The following is a 12,078-nucleotide window of genomic DNA, read 5'->3' on the forward strand; positions in this document are numbered from 1 at the left end:
GCGTGACGCCCCGGGGCGGGGCGGGGGCGCGGTCGACAGCGCCCGTCTGGGCAAGCGCGAGACTGGGGAGGAGGGCGAGCAGCGGCAGGTGGCGCATACGGCCCGGGACTCTAGGGGTGAGCCGTCCCGGGACAAGCGCCGTCTGTCACCAGTCCTCGGTACCCGACACGTTATCCAACGGATCATCCCCGGAGTGCTTCTTGACGGACTGTCGGGAGTTGCCGCCCCGGTCCTCCGAACCCCAGTCCTCCGCGCCGTTGCGGTTGTCCAGGGGGTCGCTCTTCTTGATGACCTGTTCGCCCTCGGTGTTGATGAGCTGGTTGACCACCCGCTCCATCTCCGACTTGAGCTGTCCGTACTCGTCGCCCTGGAGCACCAGCTTGCGCGAGCCCAGGCGCTTGCCGCTCTTCACGTCGAAGAGGCCCACCGCCAGCTCCGTGCCCCGTTCCGGGATGACGCGCACGGTGCCCACCATGGCGCGGTCCAGGCTCAGCGACTTGCCCAGCGAGACGACCGCGTTGGCCGGCTTGTCGCTGGCGCGTGACACGTCCGGAACCACCTTGTCCAGCTGCGCGTCGTAGGCCTTGTAGGTGGCCGTCGGCACCAGCGCGGCGACGACGTCCACGTCGTCCGGCGTCACCTCGGCGATCTGCCCGAACTGACGGAAGCCCGGCCGCTCCATGCGCACCAGGTGCTTGCCCACCGGCAACGTGGGCAGCGTCAACGGCGTGTAGCCCACCACTTCTCCGTCCACGTAGACGCGGGCGCCCGCGGGCCGGGACTTGAAGGTGGCGCTGCCGCGCAGCTGCGAGGTGCGGCTCGTCGCCACCTGCACGCGCAGGCTGATGAAGTCCCGGCTGAAGCGCTTGGGGTTCAGCTCGAAGGTGGGGTTGAGCGCCATCAGGTCGATGAGCAGCAGCTTCGCCTCCTCCACGTCGCCCCGCAGCTGGAGGATGGCGCCGTGCAGCGCCAGCGCGTCGCACAGCGGGAAGCAGGAGGTCATCGACGCGACGGAGCCCTCCAGCTCCTTGAGGGTGGCGCGCACCTTGCGCTCCGAGTCCTCGTAGTCGCGCGCCTCGAAGGCCTTGACGCTCTCCTCGTAGCCCTTCTTCGCGCGCTGGAAGGACGCCTGCGCCGCCGGGTCGTCCGGCAGGCCGAAGAGGTCGCGCGGCTTGCGCACGGAGTAGCTGGCGAAGTTGCCGAGCGCGTCGTTCATGTAGCTCTCCATCTGCACCCCGGAGGACTCGGACGACGGGTCCATGGGGATGAGCAGCGCGGAGATGCGACCCGCCGGAGGCGAGGAAGACAGCGCCAGGGCGGGGAGCAGCACGAGCGCGAGCGGAAGGGCTTTCATGAGGAGTCCTGTGCGCTTGACGCCCGGGCTAGAAGGAAATTCCACCGGGCAGACCATTCACCGGGTTGAAGCCGGAGCCGCGGTCCGTCGTGGCCACGTACACCACGCCCGCAGTCACGGCCGCCACGCCCGCCGCCGCCGCCCAGAACCAGGGCTTGCGCAGCACGGAGTCGCCGGAGGACACGGACTCCTTCTCCTCCTTGCGGTTCTGGGGCAGGGCGGAGCCCGCGAGGAAGGTGTGCAGCTGGTCCGCGGCGGCGTCCGCGCTGCCCTTGCCGTCGCGCCTGGTGAAGTCCACCTCCACGCCGCGCAGGCGGTTCTTCGTGCGCAGGTCCCACGCCTGCACCTCGCCGTGCAGCCGGCCCTTCTTGTCCTGGAACGACGCCGCCAGCACCACGTAGCGCGCGTTGAGCCGCTCGCCGATGGCGCCCACTTCCGGCGGCACGCCGTCCGCGTCGAACGCGGCTTCCGTGCCGGCCTTCGCCGCGGCGTCACGCAGCGCGGACAGGCCCGGCGCGGAGGCCAGCTTCGTCTTCAGCTCCGTGGGGGCGGACGGCTTCACCTCCGCGTACGTCGCGAACGGGGCGTAGCCCGGCAGCACCACCTGCACGGGGTAGTGGCCCGGTGCCAGCTTCGCGCCGGACAGCGGCGTCGCGCCCACGTCGCGGCCGCGCACCAGCACGCGCGCGCCCTGCGGCTGGGAGTTCACCACCAGCGTGCCCTGCGGCAGCGCGGACAGCTCGCTCTGGGCCTCCGAGAACACCCGCTGCACGTCCTGGCCGAACATGCCCGCGTCCGGGCGCAGCGACGGCTCCGCCACCAGCGCCTGGGTGAAGGACGCCTTCGCGCCCGCCACGTCGCCGTTGAGCAGCTGGGACGCGCCCTGGAAGAGGTACGTCTCCCCCAGCTTCTCCGGGCGCAGGTCGCCGGGGCGCTGCACGTAGGCCTCCGCGGCCGCCTTGAACTTCACCGCCGCGGTGTCCGGATCCAGGTTGTCGTACGCGGAGCGGCCCTCGTCGAAGAGGGCGTCGCCGCGGGGGTTGCCCTGCGGCTCCTGCGGCGGGAAGGCGGTGGCCAGGTCCACGAACTGGATGTCGCCCGCGCTGCCCAGCTTCCGGGTGAGCGTGTCCTCCAGCTTCGCCGCGGAGTCCGCCGCGGCCGACTGGCGGGCCACGCCGAAGATGGCCACCGCGTCGGAAGGCGCAGCGCGCACCGCCGGGGCCTGGACGTCCGCCCTCTTCGTGGCGGCGGGGGTGACCGGCGCGAGCGGGGCCTGGGTGGCCGCCTTGGGCGCCACGGGCGCGTCCGACGCGGGGGCCACTTCATCCGGAGGGGTGAAGGTGTCCTCGGGGACGGGCGCGGGCACCTTCTTGGTGGCGGCGGGGCGCTTCTTCTTCGCGGCGGACTTCCGTTTGGCGGCGTCGGCGGCGGGAGCGCTCAGCACACAGGCGAGCGCGACAGTCAGGGCAAGGCGGGTGGTGTTCACGATGCGGCGGATGCTAGCCGACCGGCGGGGCGGAAGACCAATGCCCCACCCGGGAGGGCAGGCGCCCGTCCCGGGTGTGCGGGGACTCCCGTTTTCTCAGACGTCCAGCTCCTGGACCTCGCCCGCCATTTCGGTGATGAACTTGTAACGCGCCGAGACATCCTTGCCCATCAGGTCGTTGATGATGCGGTCGGTCTCCAGCGCGTTGTCGATGGTGACGCGCAGGCTGATGCGGTTCTTCGCATCGAGCGTGGTCGTCTTCAGCTCATCGGCCGTCATCTCGCCCAGACCCTTGAAGCGCATGATGTTGGGCTTGGCGTTGCCCTTGGCCTTCTCGCGGATGATGCGGTCGCGGTCCGGTTCGTCCAGGGCCCAGTACGTCTCCTTGCCGATGTCCACCCGGTACAGCGGCGGCTGGGCGATGTGCACCGCGCCCGCTTCAATCAGGGGCCGCAGGTGCCGGTAGAAGAACGTGAGCAGCAGCGTGGCGATGTGGTGGCCGTCGCTGTCCGCGTCCATCAGCAGGAAGACGCGGCCGTACCGCAGCTTCGTGATGTCGAAGTCGGACCCGATGCCGCAGCCCAGCGCGCTGACGATGTCCTGGAGCTCCTTGTTGGTGGCCACCTTGTCGGTGGACGCCTGCTCCGCGTTGAGCACCTTGCCGCGCAACGGGAGGATGGCCTGGGTGCGCCGGTCGCGGCCCTGCTTGGCGGAGCCGCCTGCGGAGTCACCTTCCACGATGAACAGCTCGCTGGACGCCGGGTCCGTGGACGAGCAGTCCGCCAGCTTGCCGGGGAGGTTGAGCCGGTGGCTCACCGCGGACTTGCGGCTGATGGCGGCGGAGGCCGCGCGGGACGCCTCGCGCGCGCGGGCGGCCAGGATGATGCGCGCCAGCAGCGCTTCCGCGATGGACTTGTTGTCGTTGAACCACTTCTCCAGCACGGGACGGACGGCGCCGTCCACCTGCGCCGTGGTCTCCGCGTTGTTGAGGCGGCCCTTCGTCTGCCCCTGGAACTGGGGCTCCACCACGTACACGGAGAGGATGGCGGTGATGCCCTCGCGGATGTCCTCCGCGGTGAGCGTCACTCCCTTGGGCGTCAGGCCGTGCGTCTCGATGTAGTTGCGCATCGCCTTGACGATGGCCGCCCTCAAGCCCGCTTCGTGCGTGCCGCCCAGGTTCGTGGGGATGCCGTTGACGTACGAGCGGATGTGCTCGTCCGTGGCCTCCGTCCACGCCAGCGCCACCTCCAGGCGGACCTCGTTGTCGCGCGAGTAGTAGAACGGCGCGCCGCCCGCGGGGACGATGGGCTTCTGGCGCTCCGACACGACCTTGGTGAGGTACTCGGCGATGCCGCCGTCGTGCTTGAACGTCTCCGACACGGCGGGCGTGGCCGTTTCGTCCTTCCAGACGACGATCATCCCCTTGTGCAGGTAGCTCTTCGCCTCCAGGCGCTCGCGCACCAGGGCCGCGTCGAACTTCTGCTTCTCCCCGAAGATCTCCGCGTCCGGTTCGAAGGTGGTGGACGTGCCGGTGCCGCGCGCCGGGCCCTCCACCTTGAGGGCGCTGGTGGCCTTGCCGCGCGCGTACGACTGCACGTGGCGCTTGCCGTCGCGCTTGATTTCAATGAGCAGCTTGCTGGAGAGCGCGTTCACCACGGAGCTGCCCACGCCGTGCAGACCGCCCGAGTGGATGTAGTTGCCCTGTTCGAACTTGCCGCCCGAGTGCAGCGTCGTGAGGATGACCTCCACGGCGGGCTTCTTGTGCTTGGGCATGATGTCCACGGGGATGCCACGCCCGTTGTCCACCACGGTGATGGACTTCGCGCCCTTGTGCAGCGTGACCTCGACGGTGGTGGCGTAGCCGTTGATGACCTCGTCCACCGAGTTGTCGAGGATCTCCCAGAGGAGGTGGTGGTAGCCCGTGGTGTCGGTGCCACCGATGTACATGGCCGGGCGCTTGCGCACCGGCTCCAGGCCTTCCAGGACCTGGATGTCCGCGCCTGTGTAGCTTTCCTTCTTGGTCGCCATGGCCTTCCCGCTACTCCTTCTTCTCCGGCAGCGGCACGAAGGTGACGGGCTTCGCCACCTCCTTCACCGTGTCGCGCTTGGACATCTCGTGGCCCTTGCCGCCGCGGCCCGTCACCGTGAACTTCGCCGGTGACAGGTGCAGCTTGCGGCCCTTCTGCGTCTCGAACTCCAGCGTGGCGTCCTTCTGACTGGCCGGCGCCGCGAGGAAGTCCACCACCTTGTCGCCCGCCTCCACCTTGATGACCTGGACGCCCTTGCCCGGGCCCGCCAGCTCGTTCACCTCCGCCACCTTGCAGACGAGGGCGTTGGTCTTCTCCGTGAGGACGGCGAGCAGGTCCTTGTCGCCCACCGGCTGCGTGCCGATGATCTCATCGCCCTCGCCCGTCTTCGCGTAGCGGCGGCCGGCGCGGGTGGACACTTCCGTGTGCGGCTGGAGCAGGAAGCGCAGGCCCAGGCCCTGGCGCGTCACCGCCACCAGCTTCTCCGGCTGATGCAGGCGGGCATCCTGGGACAGGGCGCCCACGACGCGCTCGCCGTCGTCGAACTTGAACAGCTTCTGCACCGGGTCGCCGTAGCCGGTGGAGGCCGGCACGTCGTTGAAGCGGGTGACGTAGGCGGTGCCGAAGTTGCTGAACAGCACCAGGTTCGCCTTCAGGCTGCCGGCGAGCACCGCCATCACCGCGTCGCCTTCGCGCAGGCGGGTGGTGGACGGGTCCTTCACCTCGCGCACGCGCTTGATCCACCCGTCGCGGGTGATCACGACGTGGGCGTCCTCGTCCGCGATGAACGCCTCCGCGGAGAACTCCATCTCCTCGGAGCCCGCGCCGCCAATGCGCGTGCGGCGCTTGTCGGTGTACGCCGCCTTGAGGCCGGACAGCTCGTCGTGGATGACGGACCAGCGCTTCTTCACGTCCTTGAGGATGCCCTCGATGCGCTTGATCTCCGCGCGCTTCTCCTTGAGCTCCTTCTGGACGATGAGGATCTCCAGGCGGGCCAGCTTGTAGAGGCGCATCTCCAGGATGGCGTCCACCTGGACCTCATCCAGCTTGAAGCGCACCATCAGCTTCTGGGCGGCGTCCTGCTTGCCCTCTGACTGGCGGATGATCCGGATGATCTCATCCAGCGCGTCGTAGGCCTTCTCGAAGCCTTCAAGGATGTGGACGCGCCGCTTGAGCTCCGCCAGCTCGTGCTCGAAGCGCTTGGTGACGATCTCCAGGCGGAAGTCGAGGAAGTAGCGGAGGATGGACTTGAGGTCCAACCGCTTGGGCGTGCCCACGTCCGGGTTGTCCGACGGCACCAGGCAGGTGAGGTTCACGCCGAAGTTCGTCTGCAGGGGCGTGTGCTTGTAGAGGTACGCCATCACCAGCTCGGGGTTGGCGTCCTTCTTGAGCTCCAGCACGATGCGCACGTCCTTGGTGGACTCGTCGCGCACGTCGGTGATGAGGGGCAGCTTGCGCTCGCGCACCAGCTCGCCAATCTTCGCGACGAGCGTGGACTTGTTCACCGTGTACGGGATGGAGGTGACGATGATCATCTGACCACCGCGCTTGTGCTCCTCCATCTTGTACTCGCCGCGGATGCGGACGGAGCCCTGGCCCGTCTCGTAGATCTCCCGCAGCTCCTTCTTGTCGTTGAGGATCTGCCCGCCGGTGGGGAAGTCCGGCCCCTTGATCCACTTGAGCAGGTCCTTGGTCTGCAGCTCCGGATCCGCGATGAGGGCCAGGAGCGCGTCCACCAGCTCGCCCAGGTGGTGGGGCGGGATGTTGGTGGCCATGCCCACCGCGATGCCGGTGGTGCCGTTCATCAAGAGCTGCGGCACGCGCGCCGGGATGACGACGGGCTCTTCCCGGGTGCCGTCGTAGTTGGGGCGGAAGCGGACCGTCTTGCTGTCCAGCTCGCCCAGCAGCTCCATGGCCAGCTTCTCCAGGCGGCACTCGGTGTAGCGGTAGGCGGCGGCGGAGTCGCCGTCCAGCGAGCCGAAGTTGCCGTGGCCGTCCACCAGCGGGTAGCGCAGGGAGAAGTCCTGCGCCATGCGCACGAGCGCGTCGTAGATGGCCGTGTCGCCGTGCGGGTGGTACTTGCCCATGATGGCGCCGACCACCTGGGCGCACTTCTGGTACTTCGTGTCGAACGACAGGTTCAGGTCGTTCCACATGCCGTACAGGATGCGGCGCTGCACCGGCTTGAGGCCGTCGCGCACGTCAGGCAGGGCGCGCGAGGTGATGACCGACAGGGCGTAGTTGAGGTACCGGCGGCGCGCTTCCTCGGCCAGGCCCGCGGGCAGGCTGTCCCCGCCGCCGGCGCCGGACCCGCCGCCGCCTCCCTTGCCTCCGCCCCCTCCCGGGCCTCCCTGCTTCTTGCGCGACTTCGTTTCGGCTTCTGCGAGCATGGTCATGGAATCCAGATGGGTTTCACACGGGCCGCCCCCACCGTGCGTGACGCGGCGCGCGGGCCGCGCTGTACGCGCTGCGACTACCAGTCGGGTCGGACCCTCGACATCAGATGGCCGGGACTACCATGGGCCTCTGACATTGAGAACGAATTCGGGAGGTTGCGTCGGCTCCAGCCCGCGACTTCTGCACGTCCGTACAGTCCTGTGCCTGCTTGAAACCCACCGCCAACCCCTCGGAATTCCGAGGGGAGCGGTGCCGGAGCCTGAATGGCGGGCTGCTTGGACTAGCCGTTGTCGTCGGAGGGGTTGGCGCGGGGCTTCTTGCCCTCGGCGTCAGGGGCGCGCCCCCAGCCGCTGCCGCGCTTGAAGATCTGCACGCCCCGGCCGGAGGTGGAGCTGGCCATCCCGTTGATGTTGGCGGTGAGGGCCTTGCCCCCTGGCGGGTGGTAGATGACGCGCACCCTGCGGGCGGAGGGCAGGAGCGCGCTGGTCGCGTCCACCAGGACGTAGACGGTGGTGCCGTCCGTCTGGATGCGCTCCGGATCCTGCCGGTTGTTGAGGTCCGCGAGCAGCTCGCCCGCGTCCGCGCTGGTGGCGTCGGAGCCCAGCTGGCGGACCTTCACGCGCAGGGCCGTCTCCGGGGGGGCGTCCTGGCGCTTGTACTCCCGCACGCCCTGGATGACGATCGCCAGGTCCGCGCCGTTCTCCGGGGCCTTGCTGGCGGACAGGCGGAGGCCGGACTGGGTGCTGGAGTCGGTGTCCAGGAAGAGGGTGATGTTGGCGCAGCGCTGCTTGCACTCCTCTCCGAAGGGGTCCTTGTTGAACTTCAGGCGCATGGCGAAGTCGCTGCCCTGGGGCCCGATGGTGGCATCCACGATGACGGGACGCTCGTCATCCGGCGTCGGCTTGTAGCGGAACGTGGAGGCGGTCCGGCCGGCGGCGGAGGCGGTCGCGCTGGCCAGCAGCGAACAGGCGAGCAGGGTGGGCAGGCGCTTCACGGAAGGAGACCTCCTGACGGCATGGGGCATCAAAGGGGGGCATTCAACGGGAACAGGCCCCGGGGCGGCAAGCCTGGGGCGTAGAGTGGCCGTCTGGAGGACAACCATGCCTACGCCGTACGTACGCCAGCTCAAGCTCGGACCCATGGACAACTTCGTCTACCTCGTGGGTCCCCAGGACGGCCCGGAGGTGGTGGTGGTGGATCCGGCCTGGGACGTGCCCGCCATCGAGGCGGCGGTGGCCCAGGATGGCAAGCGCGTGGTGGGCGCGTTCGTGTCGCACTGCCATGGCGACCACATCAACGGCCTGGACGAGCTGCTGTCGCGCCACGACGTGCCGGTGTACGCGCAGGCGGAGGAGGTCGCCTTCTCCAGCGAGCTGCGCAAGCGGGGCGGGGACGCGCTGCGGCCCCTGAAGGCCGGGGATCCCGTGCCGGTGGGCGCGCGCACGTTCCAGGCCCTGCATACACCCGGGCACACGCCGGGCTCGCACTGCCTGCTGGCGGAGGACGCGCTCGTGTCCGGGGACACGGTCTTCATCAACGGGTGTGGCCGGTGCGACTTCCCGGGTGGCAACCCGGAGGACATGTACCGCTCGCTGTCGCAGGTGCTGCTGAAGGTGCCGGACACCGCGCGGCTGTTCCCCGGGCACGACTACGCGGACGTGCCGGTGGCCCAGATGGAGGCCATCCGGCAGAAGAACCCGTACTTCGGCTTCCCGGACATGGCGTCCTTCGTGGCCTTCCGGATGCGGCCGCGCAAGTAGGGCGCGGCCTTCCGGTTCACACCCGCCGCGCGCGGGCCATGGGCGGCAGCTTCACGCCGCCGCCCGGCTTCGCGTGCATGGCCCAGTACGCGGACACGCCCAGCAGGGCCAGCGACAGGAGCGTCCACAGGGCCGCCCAGACGATGGACGGCACCCACGTCTCGCTGGCGAGGATGGCCGCGTCGCTCTGCGCGCGCACCGCGCTGTTCCACAGGTCGTCCCTCAGGTCGAAGACCACGTAGAGCGCCGTGAAGGCCGCGAGGAACAGGTTGAGCGCGTCCACCAGCCCCGTGGGCAGGAAGCGCGCTCCCAGCCCCATGGCCACCGCCATGCCCAGGCAGAAGGCCAGGGTGAAGAGGTCGCCCGCGTAGAAGAAGCCCATCACCGCCAGCCACACGGACGCCGCGCCCATCACCGCGCGGCCCAGCCGGAAGCGGAACGTGGCCAGCATCAGCGCCGCGCCCGCCACCGCGCTGCCCAGGTAGCCCGCGGAGGACACGATGACGCGGTTGATGACGCCGGGCGGCAAGCGGGAGAAGCAGGTCCCCCCTTCGTTCACCTGGAGGTGGACCCGGTCCACCGAGCCCCCCACGAGCAGCGAGGCGATGGCGTGCCCGCTCTCATGCATCATCACCACCAGCACCTTCACCGGCCACAGCACCGGCGAGTACCAGAAGTACCAGGACGCCCCCATCAGGATGAGGAGCAGCGCCAGCCTTCCGAAATCCAGTGTCGCCCCGCTCGCGGTCCGCATCGCTGGTCCCCTCCTGCCTGGACACCGGAACATCCAAGTGCGTTCCATCTTCCGCGAAAACGCCCGCCTCGGACACCGGAACGGTCGCGCCGGGGCAGCGGACGGAGTAGGGAAGGGTCACCATGAAGAAGACGCTCCTTCTCCTCTCGCTCGTGGCTGCCCCGGTCTTCGCCGGGGAAGGGAAGTGGACCCCTCAGCAGGTGCTGGAACTGAGCCCCGCCTGGCTCAAGGCCCAGGGCCTCCAGCTGCCGCCCAGCAAGCTGTGGGACCCCAAGCGGGGCACGGGCCTGCTGGCGGGCACGGTGAACACCAGCGGTTGCTCCGGGTCGTTCATCTCCGCCTCCGGCCTCATCGTCACCAACCACCACTGTGCCTTCTCCATCATCCAGGAGCACAGCTCCCCGCAGAGGGACCTCATCACCGACGGCTTCCTCGCGAAGAGCCCGTCGGAGGAGCTCCCGGGCAAGGGCTCGCGCGTGCAGGTGCCGCGCGGCTTCAAGGACGTGACGGCGGAGATCAACGGCGCCGTGCCGCAGGGCGCGGACGACCTCGCGCGCTACAAGGCCATCGACCGCAAGCAGAAGGAGCTGGTCGCCGAGTGCGAGAAGCGCCCCGCGACCCGCTGCCAGGTCGCCACCTTCGACGGCGGCGTGAACTACACGCTGGTGGACGCGGTGGAGCTGCAGGACGTGCGCCTGGTCTACGCGCCGCCGCGCGCCGTGGGTGAGTACGGCGGTGAAGAGGACAACTGGATGTGGCCGCGCCACACCGGCGACTTCGCCATCATCCGCGCGTACACCGCGCCGGACGGCGCCTCCGCCGCGTACAGCGACAAGAACGTGCCCTACAAGGCGGAGTTCTTCTTCCCGCTGTCCACCGAGGGCGTGAAGCCCGGCGACTTCGTGATGGTGCTGGGCTACCCGGGCTCCACCTTCCGCACGCTGCTCGCGGATGAAATGGCGGAGCGCCAGGCGCGCTACTACCCGAGCATCCGCGACGTGCTGGGCGAGGCCATCCGCATCCTGGAGGCCGAAGGGGAGAAGGACCCGGCCGGGAAGATCGCCGTGGCCTCGCAGCTCAAGGGCCTGCACAACGTCTACAAGAACGCGGGCGGACAGCTGGCGGGCCTGAAGCGCGGCCACATCGTGGAGAAGCAGCGCGACGCGGAAGCCGCCACCGTCGCCTGGGCCCAGAAGGACCCCGCGAAGTGGGGCGACGCGCTCAAGGCCCGTGAGGCGCTGCTCGCGGAGCAGCAGGCATCCTCCAAGACGTTCGAGCGCGAGTTCCTCCTGGGCATGTCCGGCCGTCTGGCGCGCGGACCCGCGCTGGCCACGACCGTGTCCCGGCTGGCCATGGAGCGCGCGAAGCCGGACCTGGAGCGCCGCCCGGAGTATATGGACCGCGAGGTGCCGCGCATCAAGGACCGCCTGGAGCGCGAGCAGAAGAACCTCTTCCCCGTCGCGGACAAGGCGCTGTTGCACGCGTTCGTGAAGCGCGCGCAGGCGCTCCCTCCGGATGCGCGCATCGCGTCCGTGGACGCCGTCTTCGGCAAGACGTACTCGGAGAAGGACGTCACGGCGAAGATCGACTCGCTCTACGCGGGCACCAGGCTGCTGAACCAGACGGAGCGCCTGAAGATGGCGGATGAATCCGTGGGCCAGCTCACCGCGCGCCGCGATCCGCTGCTGGCGTTCGGCATGGAGCTGGCGAAGGAGCAGGCCGCGCTGGATGACACGCGCGACCGGCGCCAGGGCGCGTCCTCGCGGCTGCGGCCGGCGTGGCGCAAGGCGGTGATGGTGCAGGCGGGCAAGCCGATTGCTCCGGACGCCAACAGCACGCTGCGCGTGTCGTTCGCCAAGGTGCAGGGCTACACGCCGCGCGACGGCGCGCTGTACCTGCCGCAGACGACGCTGACGGGGATGATGCAGAAGCACACCGGTGAGGAGCCCTTCAACGCGCCGGAGAAGGTGCGCGCCGCCGCGGCGGCGAAGAAGTTCGGGAAGTGGGCGGACCCCCGGCTGAAGGACGTGCCGGTGGACTTCCTGGCGGACGCGGACACCACGGGCGGCAACTCCGGCAGCCCCACGGTGAACGGCAAGGGCCAGCTCGTGGGCGTGAACTTCGACCGCGTGTGGGAGAACGTCGCGAACGACTTCGGCTACAATCCGGACGTGGCCCGGAACGTCAACGTGGACGTGCGCTACCTGCTGTGGCAGCTCGACCAGGTCGAGGACGCGGACGCGCTCCTGCGCGAGCTCAACATCCGCAAGGGACCGCCGGTGGCCAAGGAGGCGCGCTGA

General features: G+C 69.4%; 8 protein-coding genes. 2 read left to right on the forward strand and 6 right to left on the reverse strand.

Going from position 1 to position 12,078, the window contains the following annotated elements; all coding sequences use genetic code 11:
- Positions 1–145 precede the first annotated feature (145 nt).
- The 5 genes from D7X32_RS25250 to D7X32_RS25270 all read right to left on the reverse strand — a co-directional run bounded on the left by D7X32_RS25250 (position 146) and on the right by D7X32_RS25270 (position 8,258).
- A complete protein-coding gene (locus D7X32_RS25250) occupies positions 146–1,354 on the reverse strand; it encodes a PEGA domain-containing protein (protein WP_120605127.1) in 1,209 nt (402 codons plus the stop codon).
- 28 nt (positions 1,355–1,382) lie between these two features.
- On the reverse strand, positions 1,383–2,840 hold the full coding sequence (locus D7X32_RS25255; RefSeq protein ID WP_120605128.1) for a PEGA domain-containing protein: 1,458 nt from the start codon (positions 2,838–2,840) through the stop codon (positions 1,383–1,385).
- A 96-nt stretch (positions 2,841–2,936) separates the two neighbouring features.
- The gene (locus tag D7X32_RS25260; protein WP_120605129.1) at positions 2,937–4,868 is read right to left on the reverse strand and encodes a DNA gyrase/topoisomerase IV subunit B; all 1,932 of its coding nucleotides are present in this window, start codon (positions 4,866–4,868) and stop codon (positions 2,937–2,939) included.
- A 10-nt stretch (positions 4,869–4,878) separates the two neighbouring features.
- On the reverse strand, positions 4,879–7,257 hold the full coding sequence (locus D7X32_RS25265) for a DNA gyrase/topoisomerase IV subunit A (RefSeq protein WP_208752539.1): 2,379 nt from the start codon (positions 7,255–7,257) through the stop codon (positions 4,879–4,881).
- 287 nt (positions 7,258–7,544) lie between these two features.
- Positions 7,545–8,258, reverse strand: a complete 714-nt coding sequence (locus D7X32_RS25270) for a hypothetical protein (RefSeq protein ID WP_120605131.1) — start codon at positions 8,256–8,258, stop codon at positions 7,545–7,547.
- 106 nt (positions 8,259–8,364) lie between these two features.
- On the opposite strand from D7X32_RS25270, the gene D7X32_RS25275 reads away from it, so the two are divergent.
- A complete protein-coding gene (locus D7X32_RS25275; RefSeq protein WP_120605132.1) occupies positions 8,365–9,024 on the forward strand; it encodes an MBL fold metallo-hydrolase in 660 nt (219 codons plus the stop codon).
- 16 nt (positions 9,025–9,040) lie between these two features.
- Here D7X32_RS25275 and D7X32_RS25280 read toward each other — a convergent pair whose 3' ends face one another.
- Positions 9,041–9,778: a M50 family metallopeptidase gene (locus tag D7X32_RS25280; protein WP_120605133.1), complete on the reverse strand. Its 738-nt coding sequence runs from the start codon at positions 9,776–9,778 to the stop codon at positions 9,041–9,043.
- 122 nt (positions 9,779–9,900) lie between these two features.
- On the opposite strand from D7X32_RS25280, the gene D7X32_RS25285 reads away from it, so the two are divergent.
- Positions 9,901–12,078 carry a S46 family peptidase gene (locus D7X32_RS25285; protein ID WP_120605134.1) on the forward strand — a complete coding sequence of 726 codons (2,178 nt, stop codon included), beginning with the start codon at positions 9,901–9,903 and terminating at the stop codon, positions 12,076–12,078.

Source organism: Corallococcus carmarthensis (assembly GCF_003611695.1).
GTDB classification, from domain to species: Bacteria; Myxococcota; Myxococcia; order Myxococcales; family Myxococcaceae; genus Corallococcus; species Corallococcus carmarthensis.

Coding starts and splice junctions, on each gene's coding strand:
- D7X32_RS25275 (WP_120605132.1), top strand. CDS start 8,365: ATGCCTACGCCGTACGTACGCCAGCTCAAGCTCGGACCCATGGACAAC.
- D7X32_RS25280 (WP_120605133.1), bottom strand. CDS start 9,778: ATGCGGACCGCGAGCGGGGCGACACTGGATTTCGGAAGGCTGGCGCTG.
- D7X32_RS25250 (WP_120605127.1), bottom strand. CDS start 1,354: ATGAAAGCCCTTCCGCTCGCGCTCGTGCTGCTCCCCGCCCTGGCGCTG.
- D7X32_RS25260 (WP_120605129.1), bottom strand. CDS start 4,868: ATGGCGACCAAGAAGGAAAGCTACACAGGCGCGGACATCCAGGTCCTG.
- D7X32_RS25285 (WP_120605134.1), top strand. CDS start 9,901: ATGAAGAAGACGCTCCTTCTCCTCTCGCTCGTGGCTGCCCCGGTCTTC.
- D7X32_RS25265 (WP_208752539.1), bottom strand. CDS start 7,257: ATGCTCGCAGAAGCCGAAACGAAGTCGCGCAAGAAGCAGGGAGGCCCG.